20 protein-coding genes are annotated in these 23,285 nt (G+C 44.8%); 15 read left to right on the top strand and 5 right to left on the bottom strand.

Translation table 11 applies throughout. The annotated features are described in order from the left end of the window. Window positions 1–18 precede the first annotated feature (18 nt). Genes GGR02_RS07505 through GGR02_RS07470 form a run of 8 tightly spaced genes read left to right on the top strand, consistent with a single transcriptional unit; the run spans window position 19 to window position 8,953 of the window. Window positions 19–750: an acyltransferase gene (locus GGR02_RS07505; RefSeq protein WP_183184112.1), complete on the top strand. Its 732-nt coding sequence runs from the start codon at window positions 19–21 to the stop codon at window positions 748–750. Next, window positions 751–2,184 (top strand): lipopolysaccharide biosynthesis protein, encoded by a 1,434-nt coding sequence (locus tag GGR02_RS07500; RefSeq protein ID WP_183184111.1) that lies wholly within the window; start codon window positions 751–753, stop codon window positions 2,182–2,184. It begins immediately after the preceding gene. A gap of 30 nt (window positions 2,185–2,214) precedes the next feature. After that, on the top strand, window positions 2,215–3,273 hold the full coding sequence (gene wecB / locus GGR02_RS07495) for a non-hydrolyzing UDP-N-acetylglucosamine 2-epimerase (RefSeq protein ID WP_183184110.1): 1,059 nt from the start codon (window positions 2,215–2,217) through the stop codon (window positions 3,271–3,273). A 12-nt stretch (window positions 3,274–3,285) separates the two neighbouring features. Continuing rightward, on the top strand, window positions 3,286–4,680 hold the full coding sequence (locus tag GGR02_RS07490) for an O-antigen polymerase (RefSeq protein ID WP_183184109.1): 1,395 nt from the start codon (window positions 3,286–3,288) through the stop codon (window positions 4,678–4,680). Between the two features lie 9 nt (window positions 4,681–4,689). Beyond that, window positions 4,690–5,802: a glycosyltransferase gene (locus GGR02_RS07485; RefSeq protein ID WP_183184108.1), complete on the top strand. Its 1,113-nt coding sequence runs from the start codon at window positions 4,690–4,692 to the stop codon at window positions 5,800–5,802. Further along, complete coding sequence (locus GGR02_RS07480; protein ID WP_183184107.1) at window positions 5,799–6,869, top strand: glycosyltransferase; 1,071 nt, start codon at window positions 5,799–5,801, stop codon at window positions 6,867–6,869. The genes GGR02_RS07485 and GGR02_RS07480 overlap by 4 nt, the downstream gene beginning before the upstream one ends. 3 nt (window positions 6,870–6,872) lie before the next feature. Next, window positions 6,873–7,736, top strand: a complete 864-nt coding sequence (gene galU / locus GGR02_RS07475; RefSeq protein WP_183184106.1) for a UTP--glucose-1-phosphate uridylyltransferase GalU — start codon at window positions 6,873–6,875, stop codon at window positions 7,734–7,736. After that, window positions 7,736–8,953 (top strand): glycosyltransferase family 4 protein, encoded by a 1,218-nt coding sequence (locus tag GGR02_RS07470; RefSeq protein ID WP_183184155.1) that lies wholly within the window; start codon window positions 7,736–7,738, stop codon window positions 8,951–8,953. Before galU ends, GGR02_RS07470 begins: the two co-directional genes overlap by 1 nt. Window positions 8,954–8,985: 32 nt before the next feature. On the opposite strand, the gene GGR02_RS07465 is transcribed toward GGR02_RS07470, so the two are convergent. From GGR02_RS07465 to GGR02_RS07445, 5 genes are all read right to left on the bottom strand, one after another. Continuing rightward, window positions 8,986–10,314, bottom strand: coding sequence for a SpoIID/LytB domain-containing protein (locus tag GGR02_RS07465; RefSeq protein ID WP_183184105.1), 1,329 nt, complete (start codon window positions 10,312–10,314; stop codon window positions 8,986–8,988). A gap of 2 nt (window positions 10,315–10,316) precedes the next feature. Then, on the bottom strand, window positions 10,317–10,982 hold the full coding sequence (locus tag GGR02_RS07460) for an SH3 domain-containing protein (protein WP_183184104.1): 666 nt from the start codon (window positions 10,980–10,982) through the stop codon (window positions 10,317–10,319). Between the two features lie 41 nt (window positions 10,983–11,023). Beyond that, complete coding sequence (locus GGR02_RS07455; protein WP_183184103.1) at window positions 11,024–12,841, bottom strand: N-acetylmuramoyl-L-alanine amidase; 1,818 nt, start codon at window positions 12,839–12,841, stop codon at window positions 11,024–11,026. 123 nt (window positions 12,842–12,964) lie between these two features. Further along, complete coding sequence (locus GGR02_RS07450) at window positions 12,965–13,999, bottom strand: LCP family protein (RefSeq protein WP_183184102.1); 1,035 nt, start codon at window positions 13,997–13,999, stop codon at window positions 12,965–12,967. Between the two features lie 90 nt (window positions 14,000–14,089). Next, a complete protein-coding gene (locus tag GGR02_RS07445; RefSeq protein WP_183184101.1) occupies window positions 14,090–14,728 on the bottom strand; it encodes a YigZ family protein in 639 nt (212 codons plus the stop codon). A 285-nt stretch (window positions 14,729–15,013) separates the two neighbouring features. On the opposite strand from GGR02_RS07445, the gene GGR02_RS07440 reads away from it, so the two are divergent. The 7 genes from GGR02_RS07440 (at window position 15,014) to GGR02_RS07410 (ending at window position 23,285) form a co-directional block, all read left to right on the top strand. Then, entirely contained in the window at window positions 15,014–16,189 is a 1,176-nt protein-coding gene (locus GGR02_RS07440) for a sensor histidine kinase (protein WP_183184100.1), read from the top strand. Next, on the top strand, window positions 16,186–16,866 hold the full coding sequence (locus tag GGR02_RS07435; protein WP_183184099.1) for a response regulator: 681 nt from the start codon (window positions 16,186–16,188) through the stop codon (window positions 16,864–16,866). The genes GGR02_RS07440 and GGR02_RS07435 overlap by 4 nt, the downstream gene beginning before the upstream one ends. 101 nt (window positions 16,867–16,967) lie before the next feature. Continuing rightward, complete coding sequence (locus GGR02_RS07430) at window positions 16,968–17,807, top strand: DegV family protein (protein WP_183184098.1); 840 nt, start codon at window positions 16,968–16,970, stop codon at window positions 17,805–17,807. Between the two features lie 67 nt (window positions 17,808–17,874). Next, window positions 17,875–19,365 (top strand): DEAD/DEAH box helicase, encoded by a 1,491-nt coding sequence (locus GGR02_RS07425; protein ID WP_183184097.1) that lies wholly within the window; start codon window positions 17,875–17,877, stop codon window positions 19,363–19,365. Next, window positions 19,362–20,063, top strand: coding sequence for a ComF family protein (locus GGR02_RS07420; RefSeq protein WP_183184096.1), 702 nt, complete (start codon window positions 19,362–19,364; stop codon window positions 20,061–20,063). Before GGR02_RS07425 ends, GGR02_RS07420 begins: the two co-directional genes overlap by 4 nt. A gap of 118 nt (window positions 20,064–20,181) precedes the next feature. Continuing rightward, the gene (locus GGR02_RS07415; protein ID WP_229706121.1) at window positions 20,182–23,001 is read left to right on the top strand and encodes a hypothetical protein; all 2,820 of its coding nucleotides are present in this window, start codon (window positions 20,182–20,184) and stop codon (window positions 22,999–23,001) included. Next, window positions 22,998–23,285: an EscU/YscU/HrcU family type III secretion system export apparatus switch protein gene (locus tag GGR02_RS07410; RefSeq protein WP_183184094.1), complete on the top strand. Its 288-nt coding sequence runs from the start codon at window positions 22,998–23,000 to the stop codon at window positions 23,283–23,285. The genes GGR02_RS07415 and GGR02_RS07410 overlap by 4 nt, the downstream gene beginning before the upstream one ends.

Here is a 23,285-nt window from a genome sequence, read left to right as displayed (position 1 = left end):
GGTGAGGAGAAAAGACAGATGAACTTTATTGATCCTTCAGTTATGCTTGATGAAACAGTAGCAGTCGGTTATTTTACGGTCATTGAAAAAGGGGTAAAAATCGGAAAAAATGTCACCATCGGCAATCGCGTGACCATTCATGAAGGAACGGTCATTGGCGACGGAACGACCGTCGCCGATGGCGCTGTGCTCGGGAAACCGCCAAAACCAGCCAAAACGAGTACTGTCAAACTTACCGGCGACGTACCTGCACTTGTTATCGGTGAAAATTGTACGATTGGTGCGAATGCGGTCATTTATCGCGGTGCGGTAATTGGAGCAAATACGCTCGTAGCGGATTTAGCAAGCGTGCGGGAAAACGTGGAAATCGGCGAATACGTCATTGTTGGGCGCGGAGTATGTATAGAAAACTATGTAAAAATTGGCGACCGGACAAAGATTCAATCGAATTCTTATATTACTGCGTATTCGACGTTAGAAGACCACGTGTTTATCGCGCCGTGTGTCACAACGACAAACGACAATTACATGGGGCGAACAGAAGAACGATTCTCGAAAATTAAAGGCGCAACGATTAAACGCGGTGCGCGTGTCGGTGGAGCTTCCATTATTTTGCCAGGTATTACAATTGCCGAAGAAACGTTTGTCGCTGCAGGTGCGCTTGTAACAAAAGATACCGAACCGAAAACAGTCGTTAAAGGGCTTCCAGCGAAATTCAGCAAAATGGTGGATGAACGGGAGTTGTTATAATTGCTATCACAAATTAAGCGTTTAGGAGCGGATTCGCTCCTTTACGCATTCATGAACGTAGGCACTAAATTGATTGCGTTTGTGATGTTGCCGGTGTACACGAGTTTTTTATCGAAGACGCAATACGGAGTAGTGGATATTTTAGATCGGCTGACATCGATGTTAACGTTTTTAGTAATTTTCGGAACGGACTCTGCTTTGTCTTTTTATTATTACGACACGAAAGATGAGGACAAGCGAGTGTTGTACGTGCAAAACGTCATGTATTTTCGTCTGTTTGTTGTTGCAGTGTTATTTTTGCTTGTCGTCATCGCTGGTCCGTGGTTTTCGGAAAAAATATTAGAAAATCCACACTATGTCGATTTGCTATATGTGAATTTATTGACATTGCTTTTAGATACGATTTTTCTTGTAGTAACAACAGTGATGCGCTTCGAGTTTCAAACAAAGCAAGTCGTGCTGTTTACTGTGTTGAAAATGTTGCTTGTTGCTGTTCTTTCCTATATGGCGCTAAAGTTTTTCTCGCCTACTCCAAGCGCTTTGTTTATCGGAAGGCTAGTAAGCAGCGTTGTCGTGTTTATCATGATGTTGCGCATGACATGGAACTATTTGAAGTTTCGCATCGATTGGTCGGTGTTAAAAGAGTTATTGGCGTATGCTGCGCCGTTAGCACCGACATCGATTGCGTTTTGGGTAATTGCCAATTCCAGCACATTTTTCATTCAACGGTTTGCTTCGCTTGCAGAGGTTGGCGTGTTCGGGGTTGCCCTCCGTTTAGCGATGATGATTACGCTTATTACAAGCGGGGTGCAGATGGCGTGGCGTCCGTATTCGATGTCGGTAAAAGACAAAAAGGATAGTCCGTATATATTTGCAAAAATTTATATGGCGTTATTGCTTTTAGGGCTTGTTGGGGTGATGGCAATAGCGACAGTTAGCCCGTGGGTCATGAGAACATTTTTTACTTCTGACTATTATGAAGCGTATCCATATATTCCTTTTTTGTCGTGTGTCACCTTTTTAAACTTCTATTACTTAATTATTTCAGTCGGTCTGTTCTTTAAAAAAGAAACAGGTTATATTACTCGTATATTTATGATTGCAGCGCTCATGAATATAGTGCTAAACTTTACGCTCGTGCCGTTTTTCGTTAGTTGGGGGGCAGTCATTGCTAACGTCGTCACATACGCCTTTGCGGTATGGTTCATTTTTCGAAAAAGCCAACAAGTATATTATGTGCCAGTGTCATTTGCGAAAATGGCTTTTTTATTTGTGAATATGATGATTAGTACTGTTGCCATTGTTTATGTGCAGGAAAAACATTTGAGCATGTTATTTATTTTAGGAAGTTGGGTTTATTTTCTTGCAACGGTAGCTATAAGTCGTGTCGATCGTGATTTTCGGCGGCAATCGGTGATGGAAAATGTGTCATAATGGAAATGCTAACTACGAGGAGGATGGGCTATGAAAATTGTTACTATTTTAGGGGCGCGCCCGCAGTTTATTAAAGCAGCTCCTGTGTCGCGCGTCTTGCGGAAGAAGCATACGGAAATTATCGTTCATACTGGGCAGCATTACGATGCGAACATGTCGGATATTTTCTTTGCGGAATTGAACATTCCAAAACCAGACTATCATCTTGGCGTTGGCTCAGGTACTCACGGCAAACAAACGGGCGAAATGATGATTAAATTAGAAGAAATCGTCCTAAACGAGCAGCCGGATTATGTGCTCGTATATGGCGATACGAACTCGACGCTTGCTGGGGCGCTTGTCGCTGCGAAACTCCATATCCCTGTTATTCATGTGGAAGCAGGCTTGCGCAGTTTTAACAAAAAAATGCCGGAAGAAATTAATCGAATTATGACTGATCATGTATCCGAATTTTTATTCTGTCCGACAGATACCGCAGTGGAGAATTTAAAGAACGAAAATATTACTCGCAACGTCTTGAACATCGGCGATGTCATGTACGATGCGGTGTTATACAATAAAGAATTGGCACAAGAAAAATCAACGATTCTTGCTGATCTTGGATTAGAGGCGAAGCAATACCACCTCATTACCATTCATCGTGCCGAAAACACAGATGATGTACAAAATATGAAAAATATTTTGGAAGCATTTGCGCAAATCGAAGAAGTGAAAGTATGGCCGATGCATCCGCGCACGAAGTATAAATTAGCGTCATACGGCCTGAGCGTAGAAGCGATTCCGAATTTAAAAGTGATTGAACCGGTCGGATATTTAGATATGCTGACATTAGAAAGCAATGCGAAAAAAATTATTACTGACTCGGGCGGTGTGCAGAAAGAAGCATATTTTATGCAAGTTCCGTGCGTCACTGTGCGTGAACAAACGGAATGGGTCGAAACGTTAGAAACAGAAGCAAACATTCTTGTAGGCACAGACGTCGAAAAAATTGTTGCTGCGGTAAAGAAAGATGTTCGTCCAGTGTATTCCGACGTATTTGGCGACGGAAAAGCAGCCGAAAAAATTGTTGAGGCAATTGAGCACGTATAAGGGTGCATTAGGATGCTATATGTTGTTATTTGGTTAATCGTACTAGTGGTGTCGACGGGATTGTTTCGATATGTCTCTGGCAGTTTGTCGGTTGTAAAACCAAATCTTGTGTCGCTTGTGTATTATTATTCGCTACTTATTTCTAGTTTTATTGGCTCTTTATTGATTGTGCTAGGAATCGATCATTACTATATGACGGAAAAATTATTTCGACCGGAAGAGTACCGAGTGATTGGATTTGCCGTTGTCTGCTTCGTGATGGTCTGTTTGCCGCTTGCGATGCTATTTATTTCGCGAGTATGTGGCTTTCATCCGAAACATGAATTTCATCGGTATTTACAGAGCCCTGTTCAACCAATAGGAGCGAATGGAAACGAGTTTTTTTATTGGTTTCTTGCCTTATCGATTGTAAGTGTATTAGCGATTTTATATACGATTTGGAAGACGCCACAAGTGCCTATTTTCGCACTACTGGTAGGGCATGGAGATACAAGTTTAGCAGAACTGCGAATTGCTGCTTCGATGCATTTTAAAGGAAATGTATTGTTTCGTAACATTTTCGCTCTCTCCTTAACGCCATTGTTGTCGCTAATAGCATACATTTTTGCTGTGCTTACAAATGAAGCGCGTTGGAAATTGTTATTTCTTGTTTTGTTTGCCGGGGCCGTCTTTGTCAGTATATATGATTTGGCAAAATCGCCAATTTTCTTCTATTTGATTATGTTTTTGCTTGTGCGCATTTACATTGGAAAAACGAAATTATCGGCTGCAAAAGTGCTGGCATATAGTGTAGTGGGCAGCATTGCCTTAGTCGGAATGTATATTGTTATTCAAGGAGTACGTGATGCCGAATCGTTTTTGTCATATAATAAAGGACCAATCGGGCGAATGATTTTCGCACAAATCGCTCCGACATTTTTACATTTAAATTTGTTTGGGGAGGCGCTTCCTTTTTTGCATGGAAGAAGCTTGCCTTCTATTTTGACAAGCTTGTTTGATGTGGATAACGTTCGTTCGGCACGGATAGTGATGGCGCACGTGTTTCCAGAGAGGATTGAAGACGGTACAGGTGGGGTGCTCAACACGCTATTTGTCGCGGAGGCATATGCAAACTTTGGTTATCTTGGAATCATCGTCGGGACCGTTTATATTGGGATGATGATTCAGCTGTTATACATTTGTTTTCTTCGGTTGCCGAAGAATCCGGTGTTTGTTAGCTTGTTCATTTATTTTTCTGTCAACATTCCACGAACGATTGTCGGCGGATTTACGGACTTTTTATTTAATCCGATTTGGGTGTTGCTTGTCATACTTTTCGGTGGAATAGTGCTGTTTTTGCGTATAAAAGAAGACGTCTGGCCATGGCTTGAAAAAAGAGGGATGTTGAAAAAAATTCGTGTTCGATGAGGGATTGCGATGAAAAAAGTGCTCGTCTATTATCCGTTTACGCTGGCGGAGCAAGCAAACAGCGGCTCTAAACTAAGACCGCATGAAATGTATAAGGCGTTTTGCGAATGGGGAAGCCGAAATGGAGTAAATATATTGTTCATTTCTGGGACGTCAGCCGAACGAGAGAAACAATTTCGTCAGCTCGTCAATAGCGGGGAACTAGAAGACATTTGGTTTTGCTATATGGAAAACCAAACGATTCCGTTATGGTTAACAGACCCAGGACATAAGCCGAAAAAACCGTTTATCGACTGGACGATATTGCGCTACTTAAAAAAACGAAACGTACCTGTCGGCGTGTTTTACCGAGACGTTTATTGGAAATTCGACGAGCTTTACCCGTTAAAAGGTTGGAAAAAGAAAGTAATGCAAACGATTTATCGGTTGGAAGAGCGGTTTTATGAAGCATATTGCGACGTCATTTTTTTACCGAGCAATGAAATGGGGAAATATGTAGCGATTAACCGTCCGATGACCGACCTTCCACCGGGAGGGAAACAACGGGCGATTGAACGAGAAACACGAAACGATTCCGTTGCGTCAGCCGTATATGTCGGGGGCATTAATAACGAAGACTACGGGTTGTTTTTGCTTCTTGATGCATTGGAATTAGTGAATGAACCAACACCGCTTCTTCATTTAACCATTGTTTGCCGGAAAAATGAGTATGAAGCGTTGCCCGAAGAACAAAAAGCTCGTATTCACCGTTTAGGTGTCGATGTCCGACATATTAGCGGTGCCGAGCTAGATCGGCTATACGAGCAAATGGATTTTGCGTTTATTCCTCGCTTGCGCAGCGAATACAACGATTTCTCCGTACCGGTAAAGCTGGTGGAATATTTATCGAATGAATTGCCGGTAGTGGCGACGAATTGCTTAGCGCAGCAGCGGTTTATTGAAACGGATGAATACGGGGTTATTTGTGAAGATACCCCACTGTCGATGGCCGAAGCGATTCGCACGATGATTGAACGAAGCGAATATTATCGTCAGCGAATTTCGGAAACATTTATGCAAAAACATTCTTGGCTTGCGAGAGTGGAAAAAGTGAAGCAAACGTTAACGAGGGAGGACACATGAAAGTAGCGCTGTTAGCCCCAAGCAAATCGATTCACACCCATAAATGGGCCTTGTTTTATCAGCAGCAAGGCATTGATGTCAAAGTGATTACGTTTAAAGATCATTATTCGCCAGAGAATGCGAAAGAAGTCGAAACATGGGTATTGCCGAAGTGGTTTCCCGGGAAATTCTCCTATATTTCGAGCGTATTCGCCTTAAAAAAACAGCTTGCTTCGTTCCAACCCGACATTTTACACGCGCATTACGTGTCGAGTTATGGATTTGTCGGGGCGTTAGCGAATTATCACCCTTTTTACGTTTCGGTGTGGGGACGGGATATTTACCAATTTCCGCAGCAACATGCGATCAATCGCACTATTGTGGAGTTTACGTTGAAAAAAGCGGATGTGATTTGTTCGACAAGCCATGTGATGGCAGTGGAAACGAAAAAATATACGAATAAGCCTGTAGAAGTGACGCCATTTGGTGTTGATTTGTCTATTTTTCGCCCGATGGAAAGACAGAAAAAGGATACGGTGACGATTGGAACGGTAAAAGCCCTTTCTGATAAGTACGGCATTGCAGATTTAATTAAGGCGTTTGCGATGATTCATCAACAATATCCGAACACGAATTTGTTGATTGTTGGGGATGGTCCGCAGCGCCAAGAGTACGAGCAACTAGTAGAAACGCTCGGAATTTGTCATGTGACGACATTTACAGGACGTGTACCAAACACCGAGGTGCCGAACTACATTAATCAAATGGATATTTTTGCTGTACCGTCTACAGAAGATAGCGAAAGTTTTGGTGTAGCGGCTGTAGAAGCGATGGCGTGCGGCGTGCCGGTCGTTGTCTCCAATGTCGGTGGGCTTCCCGAAGTGGTGAAAAAAGATATAACTGGTTTGATCGTCCCGAAAGAAAATCCAGAAGCGTTAGCGGCGGCGTTCCAAAAACTTCTCGGCGATACAGATCTTCGTCACCGAATGGGGAGAAACGGCATACAACATGTGAAAGAACATTATGATTGGATCGATAATGCGAATGGCATGTTGAAACTATATGAAAAAACGTTGAACGGGGTGTGAGAGATGATTAAAAAGGCGGTCATTCCCGCGGCGGGATTAGGCACGCGCTTTTTGCCGGCGACAAAAGCGCAGCCGAAAGAAATGTTGCCGATTGTCGATAAGCCGACCATCCAATACATTATTGAAGAAGCTGTTCATTCAGGAATTGAAGATATTATTATCGTGACAGGCCGCAATAAACGGGCAATCGAAGATCATTTTGATAAGTCGGTAGAACTTGAAATGTTACTAGAGCGGACGGGCAAGCATGATATGTTACAAGTTGTCGAGTCGATCTCGAACTTAGTTGACATTCATTATGTTCGGCAAAAAGAGCCGTTAGGGTTAGGGCATGCCGTATTGTGTGCGAAAAAATTTATCGGGAACGAGCCATTTGCTGTACTATTAGGAGACGATATTATCGACAGCGATGTCCCAGCATTAAAGCAAATGATCGACCAATACAACCGCGTGCAATCAAGCGTGCTTGGTGTAAAAGATGTTCCGCGCTCGGAAGTGAATAAATACGGAATAGTTGATTACAACGGGCAAGATGGGGAATTGTTTGCTGTGAAAGGATTAATAGAAAAACCGCCAGTAGAAAAAGCGCCTTCTACACAGGCGATTATCGGTAGATATATTTTAACTCCTGCGATTTTTGAGATGCTTGAAGAAGTGCAACCAGATGCGAAAGGAGAAATTCAATTGACCGACGCTATTGACCGGTTGCTTTCGAAAGAATCAATTTATTCGTACATTATTAAAGGAACTCGGTATGATGTGGGGGATAAGTTTGGATTTTTGCAGGCCTCGATTGATTTTGCGTTAAAGCGCCCAGATTTAAAAGATAAATTAGAACATTACTTGCGGGAAAAATTGCAGCCATGATGCGAATTATTTATTTATGTCAACATTTTCCACCAGAGACGGGCGCACCGCAAATTCGGGTGTATGAGGTTAGTAAAGAGCTTATCAAACGTGGACACCAAGTGGAAGTGTTGACTGCGTTCCCACATCATCCGAAAGGGGTTATTCCAGAAGAGTATCGCGGGATGTTTTATTTATTTGAGGAATGGGACGGGATTCCTGTCCATCGAACGTGGATTTACCCATCGCCAAAAGGTAGTTTTTGGAAAAGGTTGGCATCGTATTTTTCGTTTACGTTTAGCGCGTTTTATTCGCTTTGGAAAGCGAAACCGACGGATGTCATCATTTGCAATTCTCCACCGTTATTTTTAGGGATTACTGGATATATTGGCGCAAAACTGAAACGGGCGAAATTTGTATTTAACGTAGCCGACATTTGGCCGGAATCAGCGGTCGAATTAGGGATTTTAAAAAATAAAGCGTTCATTCGGATGGCGACATGGCTGGAACATTTTTTATATAAAAAATCGTGGAAAATTGCGACGGCAACCGAAGGGATTCGCGAATACATGATTAAACACGGTAAACCGGCAAGCGATGTGTTTTTATTGCCGAATGGCGTCAATACGGACGTGTTTCGTCCGCTTCCAAAAAGCGAAGCACTCGTGAAAGAAATTGGACTCGAAGGAAAAATCGTCTTTACGTATGCAGGAACGATGGGGTATGCCCAAGGACTAGATGCGGTGTTAGAGGCAGCTGCTTTGTTGAAAAACGAGCACCCGAATGTTCACTTTTTATTTGTTGGAGACGGACAAGAGCGAGAGAAGTTAATCGAGATGAAGGAACAGCTTCAGCTTGATAATGTGACCTTTTACGGTTCAGTGCCGGTTGCGAAAATGCCGGAAATTTTTTCGATTTCTGATTACAGCATTGTGTCGTTGCGCAACATTGATTTATTTAAAGGGGCTCGTCCGTCAAAAATTTTCCCAGCGCTTGCGACAGGAACCCCGGTGCTTTATTGTGGGGAAGGCGAGAGCGCGCAAATTTTATTAACGCATCATTGCGGTCGGATTGCGCCGCCGGAAAATCCAGAAGGAATCGCAGCGGAAATTCGCCACTTGCTTGCCATTTCTCCTGAAGAATATAAGACGATGTCAGAGAGCGGGAGAAAATTAGCCGTTGAGGAATATTCGTGGATTCGCATTGTGGATGATTTACTACAACATCTTACGGAATAGAAAGAGAGCCTAGGATGATCGCCTAGGCTCTTTTATTTAGAAACGACAGCCCCTTTGAAGTAGTATTGCAAAATTTGTTCGGCTGTCCATCCGCGTTCTGCAAACGCTTTTGCCCCATACTGGCTCATTCCAATGCGATGTCCCCACCCTTTTCCATTAACGATTACTGAAGTGACAGTACCGATTGTCGAAGGAATAGTAGTTACACCATCCGTCGTTTGGACTTTGACGTTTCCTGCATCTGTAATGGCTTGAACACCAGCTGTTGTTTGGACTTGCTGTCCGCTTAATGAATATAGCGGGGTTTTTCCTGCCAAGGTTTGTACGTATAACCCCCCGTCTTTATTAACGGTAATGGTAAACCAGTTCGAGAGCAGTTTGTTGTAATAGCGAGTATCGTTAATCGGAAACAAGCTACGAATCGTGCTTTCGTTGCCACTAATCGTTTTTTCCCCAGCAGAAGTCATCACGGTAACCGCGCCAATTTCGCCATTTACTCCTTTTTTCGTAATGGATACGTCATATAAAACGGTGGAAGAGGCAGTAAAGCCGAACGACTGTAAAATAGTAGTTGGTGTAAACGTAAACGACCAGTTGCTATACGGCGATGATTCGTACGGATCGCTCACGCTTGAAAGGTAAGGGAATAAGCTTTGGTTAGAGTTCCATACGTCCCCGACATTTGCAGTTTTCCCACCACTTGTGGAGTGGAAAAACGCTTGAATGACTTGACCGTTATATTTGACGTACAGCCCTTTCGTTTCATCGACTGCTTGGTTCGTCGTCGCTTTTTCGCTGCTATATCCGCCATATACTTGTGTATTTGGGTTCGTTGTTAGCGTGCCTTTTGTTTTTTCCGCATAGCTTCTTGCGGCAATGGCTTGTGCTTTTAGCGCTTCTTTCGGCCAAGAGGACGGCATTTCGTTCGGCACGACTCCTTTTAAATAATCTTCCATGTCAAGTATATTAACCACTTGCAGTTTGTTCGTTTGGCTTGTAATGTCCGCGCTGCCGCGATACAATGTGGTGTTTACTTTGAGCAAGGAAAGAGCATATACTCCTTTTGTTTCTTGAATCGTAAACCCAAGCGTCGATGTGTAAGTGGATGTCCCATCAGAAACGACAATACCTGTTGGCGTGTATTGAACCGTCAACGTCGTGTTCGTACTTAACGGTGTAATCGCTCCTGTTTGTTTATTAAACAATTGGTAGTTTCCGTTAATTAAAATAGAAACAGAGTTTCCTTGATACACAAGAACATTGACAGGGTTGGCGTACGTTACGACTTCCATTGCTTTTGGCGAAACGGGAAGCGCAAAGAAAAGGATGCCGGCAAACAAAAGCGAAAGAAGGTGTTTCATCGTCACTTCACCTCGCCTAAATATCCGGCCATCCAGCCTCTTTTCCCGCTGTTTGTTTGCACGTTATACCATATTTCACCTTGACTATTTGTAAACGGTTGAATGAACAGAAGCATTGCTCCACGTTCGACCGTTTCAATAATCGGATAAGACGTGCTTGCTCCTTTTCGAATGTTTGTTTTCGCGATCGTTACGACTGTTTTTTGGCTGCTGCTTGCAGTGCCTTTGATTGTCGACACATCGCTGTAGGACACCCATCCTTTTACCGTTGACGAAGCTTGTACATAATACCATACTCCTTGCGAAGAGGAGAGAGCGCTAATGACTTTTAATGATTCTCCTGCGTTTTTATAGGCGACGATTTTGTAAACTGTGCTTGCTCCACTGCGGATAGCTGTTTTGCTTTTTGTTGCATAAACAGTGGACGGCAGCGCTGCTTGTTTCGCTAACTGTTGTTTTAAGCTGTCGATTTCTTTTTGCTGGGCATCAATTTTTGCTTGTAAAGTAGTTATCTGCGTTTTGATTGGATTTAATTGTGCCGTTACCCAGTCGACACTAGCTAAAATGACTTCTTCTGACGCTTTCATGATTGTCGGGGTGAAAAAAATCGAACCTGTGACGATTCCGATTGTTAGCCCGAGAGAAATCGTCCATTTTTTTGCGTTCATCGCAAACCCTCCATCTTGTAGTTTCGTTGAGCAATGTGTTATTAAAAGTTATTAAAATATTGCTCGAGCCCTTGACGAATGCCAACCGCTGCCTTTTGGAGAAACGCTTTCGTTTTTAGTAATGCTTCTTCATTTGGATTAGACACGTATGCTAATTCTACAAGAATACTAGGCAGTTCATTTTTTCGGTTCACATAAAATGCTTGTTCTTTGTAGCCACGGTTTGGTGTTTTTAATTGGGCAACGAGCGATTGTTGCACATATTGTGCTAACGTTTTGCTTTTCGGTCCGTTAAAATTGGTAGTAACGTTATAGTACGTTGTCGTTCCTGTTGATGTTTTCGAATAAGAGTCTGCATGGATGCTAATAAACGCATCGTAATCCGAATTGTTTGCGATGGCTGTCCGCTCGAATAATTCGAGAAAAACGTCTGTGCTTCGTGTTAATGTGACGATGGCGCCAGCCTTTTCTAATTCTTCTTTTAACAGCAATGCCGTATTTAACGTAATCTCTTTTTCTTTTAAACCAGTTGGACCGATGGCGCCTGTATCATGTCCGCCATGCCCGGCATCCACAATAATTTTCTTTCCTTTTAAGCCTGTTTCAACGATTTTAATAGACAAACGATCGCTGTAATTTCGAATCGTAAATGTATACCCAGGCGAGAATGTCACGATGACAGAAGCGTCCGTTTGCTCAATCGACTGTATGCCGTCAATCGAAAATGTTGGAATATCTGCATACGAAAACGCTCCGGTAATTTTTAGACGGTTGCCGGACAATACAGTATACGATACGTTAAAATTATTCGTTTTTTTCCATTCTAAATAGCGTTCTTCCCCGCTGTTTTCCATCGTCGGTGCAGTAAGGCTATTAACAGCAAGGGGAGAAACATTTTCTTCTAGTACCCAACCTCGCACTCCAGCAGGCGTTTCGACATACAGCCATTCGTCCTCACTGTATAAAGACAGGAGACGATCATTTATGTTTAACATCTGTATTGGCTCGTCTACCCATGTCGGGTTGCTTTGGAGTGGAACAGCCGTGTTTTTTGCATACACATATTTAGGGACTGTGTAGTTTAGTTCAAACTGTGGAAGCCACCCAACAGTCCCAGATGACGTGGAGACTTTTACCCAGTTGAACAAGGAATCGATGGCTGTGTCTAGCACAGTGACTTGGTCATTTCGTTGGACACTTCCAACAACTGTAGCGCTTAGAGAAGGCGCACTGTAAAGGGTAGCCATGTTGGTGATGACGGTTTTTTTCGATGACGTTGTACTGTCAGATGATGACGATGTATTTGTGCTAGCCTTGACAACCGTTTCATGCACCCAACCCGTTTTGTTGTTAGCGAGCACGACTTTATACCATTTTGCGCCTTTTGCATCCGCGGAAATAGCGATTGCTTTTAGTACAGTGCCTTTCTTCAGTTGGGTCAGCACTTTGGCGCTTGTCGAAGGGCTTTGTCGAACATTCGCAACGGAAACGTTAATGGATAATTGAGCAGCGATCGATTTTTCGCTATTTAGTTGCGAATTTTTCACGGCAGTCGTTGTTTTTGGATTAGAAGCGACAGTTTTCACGACCGTTTCGTGCATCCATCCCGTTTTGTTGTTAGCGAGCACGACTTTATACCATTTTGCGCCTTTTGCATCCGTCGACACAGCAATCGCTTTTACTGCCGTTCCTTTTTTTAATTTCGTGACGACTTTTGCGGTCATTGTCGGATTTTGCCGGACATTTGCGACCGAAACTTTTACCGATAAAGGATAGGTCGCTGTCGCCGCTTCCACCGAAGCAAACGTTGAACCTAGCAAACTAGCTGTAATCATCGTAGAAGCAATCCACTTTTTCACGCTATCCCTCCGCACGTTAATATTCTCCTATCTTTATAGTAACCGATTTTTGTCGAAATTTCCAATCGGAAGAAAGTGCTAAAAGGGTCCTATGACCAAGGACCCTTTTAGCTAAAAAACTATTTAGTTAGAAGCTTTGGAATTTTGTTCACTATTACTTTGTGTATAGGATGTGTTTGTGTCTTTTTGTAATGCTTGTTTTAATGTTTCGTTAATTTCTGCCACTGATTGTTCGTCAGGGATATAGTAATACACATGGTCGATGAAATCATCGTATCCTTTTAAATGCAGATTCTCCACAGGGACATCTTTCATTTTTTTGTATAAGTAAATAAACGACAACAAATCCGAAGGTGGAATGTTTGTCCGGACGTTGTCTCCTAGGTTAGCAATCACGTCATCAAGTTTCGGTAGAGAAGTGATTGACGTACTTTTGTCAATAATTGCTCGGAGAACTTGTTTTTGCCGTTCGTTTCTTCCTAAATCTCCTTTAGGATCAGATTTTCGCATTCGTACGTATGCAAGCGCTTGGTTTCCGTTAAGTTCCATTTCCCCTTTATGGAACGTATACCATTTTAATGAACCCGTCAGTTGCGCTTTAAACGTAAATGGTACATCGACTTTCACTCCGCCGAGCGAGTCAACGATTTGTTCAAATCCTTCAAAGTTTGTTGTAATATAATAATCAATCGGTACGTCAATTAATTCGTTGACCGCAGCGATTGTTGCTTCGATGCCGCCATAGCTGTAAGAATGCGTAATTTTATCTTTTCGCCCTTCTGCCGGAATGTAGACACGCGTATCGCGCGGAATGCTTAGCACATATATTTTTTTCGTTACCGGATTAACGGTTAACAACATAATAACGTCTGAGCGTCCTTTTTCATCATGGTATTGATTCTCGACACCGACGAGCAAAATTGTCATCGGGTCTTTTTTAATCTCAATGTTTTCATGCGGCTTCTTTTTCAATTTGGAAACATCTAATGCAGCATATATTTTTTCGCTCGCTCGTTTTGCTTCAGAATAGATTTGGTAGGCGAAAACACTTCCGGTACCAATGAGCAACAAAAGGACAATGAAAAGAAAAGAGCGAAATTTTTTATTTTTTTTCTTTTTCTTTTTAACAGCTTTCCTGTTCGTTCGTGAATCAATCATAAAAACCCTCTTTTCGGTTGAGAATAAGTCAATGTTTGTACCATCATATCATTTTATAAAAAATGAAAGATGCGGTAAATATATTTTTCCCTAAAGTGTTACTTCATTCTCCAAATACTCTGTCGCTCGTTCGACAATCTCCACCCTCCCGTTCGTCAAGTCGGTGATCCAGTCGATGAACGGTTGTTTGGCGGCTTCTTCGACGAATACGTCGATTTCGACGCGGTCGAGGTAATGGATGGCTTTAATCGGATAAACGGACGCCCGCAGCTCATTTTCGACTTTGCCAAGCCAAGGGTAGTCGATCGTTAAGCGCATGACGCGCATGAGCCGGCGCTCGACAATTTTCGCTGCTTTTAATCCTTCGGAAACGGCTTTGCTATAGGCACGGACAAGACCGCCAGCACCGAGTTTAATGCCGCCAAAGTAGCGCGTGACGACAACGACCGTATCTTTCAGCCCTTTTTTCTTTAATACATCAAGCATCGGAACGCCGGCAGTGCCGCTCGGTTCGCCATCATCGTTTGCTTTTTGAATTTGGTCGTGTTCGCCAATGAGGTAGGCCGAGCAGTTGTGCGTCGCATCCCAATGCTTTTTTTTAATCGTTTGAATGAATTGCGTTGCTTCTTCTTCTGTCGTCGCCCGATTCACATAACAAATGAACCGTGATTTTTCAATCACGAGTTCTGCTTCTCCGTACCCTTTGACGGTGTAGTACATTGGCAACAAACGAAAAACACCCCTTATCGGAAACGTTCGACATTGCGACTTTTGTTCGAATGTAGAAAAACGTCTATTTTCCTAATCTGTCCATAGAAAAACGTGCTATACTAAAAATAAACGCATGAAACGGCGATAAAAACAATTACGCTTTTTCTATTATAAATCGACAACTTTTTTCCTTCAATAAAACTTTTCACCGGAAAAATTTATCGTTTTTTTATCATGCTAACTTAAGAAGCCCTTCTCTATAGCTAGAAGGGCGGGGATTTCACTGAACGTTGGAGGAACGTTATGTCTTCACATAAAAAATTAAACGCTAAGGCATTGGATAAAATTGTCGAAAAAATGATTAATACGGTGCACGATAGTAAGGACGAAATTTTCCGAATTGGTGAGCAGTCGCGCCAAGAGCATGACCGTTTGCTTAACGAGCTAACGGAAACAAAACGGCGCGTCCAGCAAATTATTCGCGAAGCCGATCAATTAGAGGTGCACGCACGGCTTGCCCGGCAGCGTTTGTCGGAAGTAAATCGCCAATTTTCTCGCTACTCCGAAGAAGAAATTCGTGAAACGTACGAAAAGGCGCACGATTTGCAAATGAAAGTGACGATGATTCGCGAACAAGAAAAACAATTGCGGCTGCGCCGTGACGAGTTGGAACGAAGACTCGCAGGCTTAAAAGAAACGATTCAGCGCGCCGACCATTTAATCGGGCAAATTACGGTCGTATTGAACTATTTAACGAGCGATTTCCGCGAAGTGAGCGAATTTATTGAAGGGGCGCGGCAAAAGCAAGAGTTTGGCCTAAAAATTATTGAAGCGCAAGAAGAAGAGCGAAAGCGCCTATCGCGCGAAATTCATGATGGGCCTGCGCAGCTCCTTGCGCATGTGATGATGCGGTCAGATTTAATGGAACGCATCATTCGCGAAAGGAGTGCGGAAGAAGCGATTGACGAAGTGCGTGATTTTAAAAAAATGGTTCGTTCAGCTCTTTACGAAGTGCGGCGAATTATATATGATTTAAGACCAATGGCGCTTGACGATTTAGGCTTAATTCCTACACTTCGCAAATATTTGCAAACGGTGGAAGAGTATAACAAAAAAACGCGCATTTCGTTTGTACATATCGGAGAAGAAAAACGGCTGCCCGCTCGATTGGAAGTCGCGATCTTTCGCCTTGTCCAAGAATCGGTGCAAAACGCGCTGAAACATGCCGATGCATCGGAAATTGAAGTGAAAATGGAAATAAAAAAGAACCTTTTGTTTTTATTAGTAAAAGATAATGGCAAAGGGTTTGATGCGACGGAAAAAAAAGAAAACGCCTTCGGGCTCATTGGGATGAAAGAGCGTGTCGAGCTGCTAGAAGGAACGATGAATATTCGTTCACAACTTGGCGTCGGCACAACGATTTTTATTCAAATTCCACTTAATGTAGAGGCAACAGAGAAAGGGAGGAACGAGCGATGAAAACGCGCATCGTCATTATTGATGATCATCGTCTATTTCGCGAAGGAGTTAAGCGCATTTTGCAATTTGAAGAACAGTTTGAAGTCGTCGCTGAAGGGGCGGATGGCAAAGAGGCACTTGCCCTTGTCGAAAAGCATCGCCCAGATATTGTCATTATGGATATTAACATGCCGCACACGAACGGAGTGGAAGCAACGCGCCAATTGATTGAAGCATATCCCGATATAAAAGTCGTCGTTCTCTCCATCCATGATGACGAAAATTATGTGATGCATGCGTTAAAAAGCGGCGCGTCCGGCTATTTACTAAAAGATATGGACGCTGATACGTTAGTCGAAGCGGTGAAAGTAGTGGCGGAAGGTGGTTCGTATTTGCATCCGCGCGTCACGCATAATTTAATTAAAGAATATCGCCGGCTTGCGTCCGGGGAAAATGAAAAAGAAGCGCCGGCAAAGCGCGAAGTATGTTTGCCATTGCATTTATTAACGCGCCGCGAGTGTGAAGTGTTGCAGCTATTAGCAGATGGAAAAAGCAACCGCGGCATCGGCGAAGCGCTGTTTATTAGCGAAAAAACAGTAAAAAACCACGTCAGCAACATCTTGCAAAAATTAAACGTCAGCGACCGGACGCAAGCCGTCGTTGTCGCGATTAAAAACGGCTGGGTCGAAGTGCGCTAGCGAAGGTTGTCGAATCGTTCGACAGCCTTTTTTAATGCAATTTGTCCCATTTTTCGCTACAATAAAGCTTAGACCACTATCGAATGAGGAAGGTACGAGCGATGAAAACAGCGATTGTAACAGATAGTACGGCGTATATTCCGAAAGAAGTGCGCGAGTCGTTGCATATTCATATGATTCCGTTAAGCGTGACGTTTGGCAATGAAACGTATCGGGAAGAAATCGACATCGATGCGGAACAATTTTTTACGGAAGTAAAGCAGCATAAACATCTCCCGACGACATCGCAGCCATCAACTGGGGCGTTTGTGGAGCTGTTTGAGTCGCTACGGAAGGAATACGATGCCATCATTAGTATTCATTTATCGAGCGGCATTAGCGGAACGTACCAAGGGGCGGTGACCGCGGGAACGATGGTCGATATTCCAGTGTATCCGTACGATTCGGAAATTAGCTGCATGGCGCAAGGGTTTTACGTCATCGAAGCAGCGAAGATGGCGCTTTCTGGAAAAAAACCAGAGGAAATTATTGCTCGCTTAGATGAAATGAAAAAATCGCTTCGCGCCTATTTTATGGTCGATGACTTAATTCATTTGCAGCGCGGCGGTCGCTTAAGCGGAGCGCAAGCGTTCATCGGCAGCCTTTTGCAAGTCAAGCCGCTATTGCATTTTGAAAAGAAAGTCATCGTGCCGTTTGAAAAAGTGCGTACACGCAAAAAAGCGATAAACCGCATCGAGGAGTTGCTCGCAGAAGACGCAGCAAGCGGCGCACCGTTAAAAGCGGCAATTATTCATGCGAATCGCTTAGAAGAGGCAACGGCGTGGAAAGACGAGCTCGCGGCGCAATATCCGAACGTCGAATTTACTATTAGCTATTTCGGACCGGTCATCGGTACGCATTTAGGTGAAGGGGCACTTGGTCTTGCTTGGTATCGGCCATAATGGCGTTCCTCTGTTGATGGAGGAGCGCCAAGCCCTCATACTCATTATTTTTAGCAGGAGGGATACGATGCGTTTTATGTATGATGGGACAAACTTAGTGCCTGAGCCATTAACGGCTGGGGGAGAAAAGGTGGTGCCGATCAGCCGAGTTGCCACAATCCCCATCTATGAACTGAATCCTCATTTTTCTCCTTCTTCTGAACTTCTTTCGTTTCTTGCTGGAAGACAACTGCTTCTTGATGAACTCTCTTTTTCACTCGACCAACTTCACGCACATTATGAAAACGGATATGTATCGTATCAAAAAGGCGTCGTTCCTACCGAACAAGGGCATCGCTGCATGCGGTGTGGAAACGATGCGCCTCATTTCTTTGCTTCCTTTTTTTGTGCCCGCTGTGAAACGGTATGCACGTATTGCCGAAAGTGCGTGACGATGGGGCGAGTGAGCGAATGCACTCCGCTTGTTGTTTCTAACGTTCCACCAGAGCGCGTCGTTTATCCACATCCGTTGGCGTGGACAGGAACACTTTCGAAAGCGCAACAACGAGCCGCCGATGCAGTCGTACAAGCCATCGAACGGCGCGCAGAACTGCTCGTTTGGGCGGTGTGCGGCGCAGGGAAAACAGAAGTATTGTTTCCTAGCATCCAACGAGCGCTAGAGCTTGGCGACCGTGTATGCCTTGCCACTCCACGAACGGACGTCGTTCTTGAATTAGCCCCGCGCTTAAAACAAGCGTTTCCATCGGTTTCAACAATCGCTTTATACGGCGGCAGCGAAGACCGAAAGAAAGAAGCGTCCCTCGTCATTACAACCACCCATCAGTTATTACGGTTTTATCGCGCGTTTGATGTGATGATTATTGATGAAGTCGATGCGTTCCCATATTCTGTTGAGCCGATGCTTGCATACGCTGCCGAAAAAGCGCGGACAAAACCGTCTGCCCTCATTTATTTAACCGCTACTCCAAACGAAAATTGGCAGCGAGAAATGAAACAAGGAAAACGTTCCGCTGTCACGATCCCTGCCCGCTACCACGGCTATCCACTCCCTGTTCCGACGTTTGCATGGTGTGGGAATTGGCGGAAAAAAGTAAACCGAGGGACGTTGCCAACAAATGTGCTCGCTTGGGTCGAAAAGCGGTTACAGGAAAAGAAACAAGCGTTTTTGTTTGTGCCGCATGTGGAGTTGTTGGAAAAAGTCGCTGCGATTTTGCAGCGGTTCGACCGCCGCATTGTCGGGGTGCATGCGGAAGATAAAGCGCGCAAAGAAAAAGTGCAATCGTTTCGTGATGGCAATATTCCGCTTTTAGTGACGACAACCATTTTAGAGCGGGGCGTGACCGTTCCGAATATCGATGTTGCAGTGCTTGGGGCAGAAGATGATGTATTTACGGAAGGAGCGCTCGTACAAATTGCCGGAAGAGTGGGGCGCAGCGCCCAATATCCAGGCGGGGACGTTCGTTTTTTTCATTTCGGAAAAACAAAAGCGATGGTGAAAGCGAAGCGGCATATTTGCGACATGAACGACGAAGCGAGAAAAAGGGGGTTATTATGGTGATGTGTTTGCTTTGCCATCAGCGCTATGAACCGAGGCTAGGCTGGAGCGATTTTTTAACGGTGAAGGAAGCGGACGTATTGTGTGAACAGTGTCGCCGCTCGTTTTCGTTAATCGAAGGGGAACGGTGCCACCAGTGTGATCGGCCCTTTTCGCTCATTTCCGATTCGTACCGCTACGGGGAATTGTGCACCGATTGCCTTCGTTGGCAGCAAGCTGACGAGTGGCGGGATGTATTGACAAAAAATCGGTCGGTTTATGTATACGATGAGTGGATGAAAGACGTTGTGACGCGCTGGAAGTTCCGTGGCGATTACGCGCTTGTCGAAGCGTTTCGCGTCGATGTCCGCCGCGAATTTTTTCGTCACTTTTCAGCGGACGTTGTTCTCGTTCCGATTCCGCTGAGCAAAAAGCGGTTGTATGACCGCGGCTTTAACCAAGCGAAAGCGCTTGCCGAAATACTTTCCCTCCCCATCGCCGACGTGCTTGAACGCGTCGATTCCGAAAAGCAGTCGAAAAAGACGCGGATGGAGCGGCTGCGGACGGTTCAGTTTCGTTTGTGTACGAGGGAGTGGCGATACGACCAATGCGTTCTCATTGATGATCTTTATACGACCGGTTCGACCGTTTATCACGCTGCGCGTCTATTGAAGCAAGGAGGAGTGCGCGACGTTTCTTCTTTCACGCTTGCTCGTGCGTAATAACGACACGGTTTCCGCTTTTTTCGTTCCGCAATTGTTGGGAACAATCTCCCATTCAAACTGGCTAGCGATTCGTCGATATAAAAAATAGAACAAACGGAAAACGGAGATGGTGTCGATGGAAATACGGGGATACGGGCAACTGCAGCGGTGGTCAACGCCACCTGCTGCATTAACGATGAAAGTGGGCGACGTATATGAAGTAATCGTGAAAGAGAAAGTGAGCGATAGCGAAGCGATTGTCCAGTTGCGCGGTGTCGATGTTCGGTTTCGTTTTGACGGCGACGTGCCGAAAGATGGGCGTCTAACGGTGCAAATTACTGGGCAACAAGGAGAAATTATCGAGGGGAGAGTAGTCGTTACGCAGCCAACGATAGCGCCTCCTTCTTTTGAAACACCGGAGTTACGCCAAGCGGCGCAGATTATCGCTGCAAAGCAGCTACCGCTAACAAACGAGCTTGTTGCCTCGTTGCGGACGTTTTTAACGGAAGGAACGGGAACGGTCGAACAAAAGTTAGAAACGATTCAAGTTGCCGCAAGTAAAAAGCTTGAAATGACCGTATCGCAGCTAACAGCAATCCATGAAGCGCTGCACGGGCAATCGCTTAGTGCGTCGCTAAGCGAAATCGTTCAGGCAATCGATGCGAATTTTTCGTTTACGCGAATGACCGAGGAGCGCTCGCTGTCTTTGCCGGAACTTCGTATACAAGTGCAACAAGAACCGATTTTTGCGCGGGCGGTTGAACACGTAAAGCGATATGCGGAGGAAACGGGCGATACATCGCTAGGAAACGCGGTACAGGAAGCGATTCGTTTCAAAGAAACGAACGAACCGCTCGCACGCAGTCGCTTATTGCAAGCGCTGATGGCAGCGGAACGGAAAGAATCGCCAATCAATGAACAAGCCCCAGCAAGCGAAGCGCTCCGCCTTGTGCGCCGGCAAGTTGAGCGGGAGCCGATTGTGGCGAAAGCACTTTCGATTGTCAAAGCAAACGAGTCGGTGCGGCAACTGCTTGGAAAAACGTTTGATGACATAGAAGAATTGTATCGCTCAGGACAACCGCTATCGGCGAAAACGAAGCTGTTGCAGGCATTAATGGAAGCAGAGCAGCCGCTAGAAAGCAAAGCTGTGCAAAAAGCACTCATGTCACTGGAGCAAGCAGTGATGGAAGCAAAGCAAATCGTTCGGTCGGCTCGCCACGTCGAAGAAGCGGTGCAGCAACTAAAGGAAACGGTTTTGCCTAACGTTCGTGGGGGAAGCGGGTTAGAAGAGGTCGTTTCCCGCATCGAACAAACGATTCAGCAAGCGAAAGAACAATTTGTAAAAGTGGTACAGGCGCCACAGCAGCAAACGGCTATTGAGGCGGCAGAAAACGTGCAAACCGCTCCACGCTCGGAAGCGCAACAGCTAATCATCTCTCGCGTGCAACAAGGCATGCTGTCACTTTCTGATGCAATCGAGCAGCTTTCGGTAGCGGACAATCCTATTTTTCAGCAACTCAAACAGGCTCTCTATACTCAGAAAGAACAGCTTTCAACGGCGCTTTCCGAATTAGACGGGCAGGTTCGTCCTGCATCTTTCATCGTGGCGCAAGCGATGAAAGTGGTGCAGCGGGAAGCGAATATCCAATCGGTGTTGAAAACGATTCAAACGGAAACGATTCCGGCGCTTCATCGTCATTCCGATGCCCAACAAATGATTACAGCGGCGGTTGCGACAGCGAAACAGCTCGCGGAAGATGGGCGGGAAATGGCGGCGCGGCAGGCGATAGTGCACGCCTTGCAACAGGTAGAACAAACGCTGCCAACTTCCGCCCCTGCTATCGAGTGGCAAGCAACGCTTCCGCTTTCAACGAAAGATATACTAGTGCAAACGGTAACGAAGCGCATGGCGGAGGCGACGCACCATTTCCAGCAAATAAAGCGTGATATGATGCGTAATTTAAGCGCAACCGACCAGCTTATTGCCCAATTTAAACAAGCCGCTCGCCCGCAAGCGAAGCAGCTATTAGAAACAGTCATTAAGCAGCTCGATCAAACGATTTTAAAAAGCGATGTGATGTTATTTGCTGATATGGCGTTAGAAAAAAAGCTGCTACAAGCAAGTTCGCAGCTTGCCCAAGCGAAACAGTTGCTAGAAAAAGGGCAAATAAGCGATGCGCAAAAAATCGTGAAAGAAGTGAAACACGTTCTTGAACCATTGCAATTTAAACCGGCGGATACGAAAGTAAAACATTTTATCGCAGCCGATAAACAAGAAACGCCAGAACAAGCGCTGCTTTCAGAATGGAACAAAATCGTCCAGCCGGAGTCGTCTGCCCGTCATGTATTTGACACGATTCGCCGGATGGGGTTAACGTACGAGGCTGACATGGCGAACGCGCTCGTATTAGGAGAAGCAAAGCGAGAAGAGGCGGAAGCATCGTTAAAAGGATGGTTAACCAAATTGGCGCAGACCGGTAACGAAGCGGTTGCGAAACAAGCGGAGCAAGCCGCAACTAATCTCACCGGCCAGCAGCTATTAAACAAAGGAGACCAAGGCAGTGCGATGCAGACGCTCTTTTTTACGCTTCCGCTTTTGTTGCAAAGAGAAGTAAAAGACGTGAAAGTGTACGTCAATGCGCGCAATGACGGCAAGCGAATCGATTGGGAAAATTGCAGCTTATATTTTTTATTGGAAACGAACAAGCTTGGGGATGTTGGGGTGCTACTAAGTGCGAACGAACGAACGCTGTCGGTGACATTTCGCAACAATCGCGAAGATTTTGCCGAAAAAATGCGCCCGCTTGTCGAGGCGGCAACAGAAAAACTAGAAGCGATTGGCTACCGCGTGGGCAACGTCCAGTTTACGACGTTTGCGGAACCGGAAAAAACAGCAACTAAACCGGAGCAAAAGCGGGCGACGTGGACAGAGAAAGGATATGATTTTACGATATGATGTACTTTAACCAAAAACGAAAGCGAGAAGTCAACGGGCCATCTGCGGCGGTTATTCGATACGAACAAGGGGATAAAGCGCCGAAAGTAGTTGCGCACGGCAAAGGCTATGTCGCCGAAAAAATTATTGCACTCGCAAAAGAGCATAACGTGCCAATGGAACAAGACGCTTCGCTCGTGCACCATTTGCTTGACATTGATCTCGGGGACAGCGTTCCGCCGCAGCTATATGCAGCCATTGCCGAAATTTTAATTTTAATAGAAAAAATGGAACGAAACTATTAA

Source organism: Anoxybacteroides voinovskiense (assembly GCF_014196205.1).
Classification (GTDB): Bacteria; Bacillota; Bacilli; order Bacillales; family Anoxybacillaceae; genus Anoxybacteroides; species Anoxybacteroides voinovskiense.
The sequence above is the reverse complement of the archived record's forward strand: the minus strand, read 5'-3'. Positions and strand labels throughout refer to the sequence as shown.

Bases quoted from the DNA above. Each gene is read 5' to 3' on its own strand.
- GGR02_RS07505 (WP_183184112.1), top strand. From the start codon at position 19: ATGAACTTTATTGATCCTTCAGTTATGCTTGATGAAACAGTAGCAGTC.
- wecB (WP_183184110.1), top strand. From the start codon at position 2,215: ATGAAAATTGTTACTATTTTAGGGGCGCGCCCGCAGTTTATTAAAGCA.
- GGR02_RS07490 (WP_183184109.1), top strand. From the start codon at position 3,286: ATGCTATATGTTGTTATTTGGTTAATCGTACTAGTGGTGTCGACGGGA.
- GGR02_RS07485 (WP_183184108.1), top strand. From the start codon at position 4,690: ATGAAAAAAGTGCTCGTCTATTATCCGTTTACGCTGGCGGAGCAAGCA.
- GGR02_RS07480 (WP_183184107.1), top strand. From the start codon at position 5,799: ATGAAAGTAGCGCTGTTAGCCCCAAGCAAATCGATTCACACCCATAAA.
- galU (WP_183184106.1), top strand. From the start codon at position 6,873: ATGATTAAAAAGGCGGTCATTCCCGCGGCGGGATTAGGCACGCGCTTT.
- GGR02_RS07470 (WP_183184155.1), top strand. From the start codon at position 7,736: ATGCGAATTATTTATTTATGTCAACATTTTCCACCAGAGACGGGCGCA.
- GGR02_RS07465 (WP_183184105.1), bottom strand. From the start codon at position 10,314: ATGAAACACCTTCTTTCGCTTTTGTTTGCCGGCATCCTTTTCTTTGCG.
- GGR02_RS07460 (WP_183184104.1), bottom strand. From the start codon at position 10,982: ATGAACGCAAAAAAATGGACGATTTCTCTCGGGCTAACAATCGGAATC.
- GGR02_RS07450 (WP_183184102.1), bottom strand. From the start codon at position 13,999: ATGATTGATTCACGAACGAACAGGAAAGCTGTTAAAAAGAAAAAGAAA.
- GGR02_RS07440 (WP_183184100.1), top strand. From the start codon at position 15,014: ATGTCTTCACATAAAAAATTAAACGCTAAGGCATTGGATAAAATTGTC.
- GGR02_RS07435 (WP_183184099.1), top strand. From the start codon at position 16,186: ATGAAAACGCGCATCGTCATTATTGATGATCATCGTCTATTTCGCGAA.
- GGR02_RS07430 (WP_183184098.1), top strand. From the start codon at position 16,968: ATGAAAACAGCGATTGTAACAGATAGTACGGCGTATATTCCGAAAGAA.
- GGR02_RS07425 (WP_183184097.1), top strand. From the start codon at position 17,875: ATGCGTTTTATGTATGATGGGACAAACTTAGTGCCTGAGCCATTAACG.
- GGR02_RS07415 (WP_229706121.1), top strand. From the start codon at position 20,182: ATGGAAATACGGGGATACGGGCAACTGCAGCGGTGGTCAACGCCACCT.
- GGR02_RS07410 (WP_183184094.1), top strand. From the start codon at position 22,998: ATGATGTACTTTAACCAAAAACGAAAGCGAGAAGTCAACGGGCCATCT.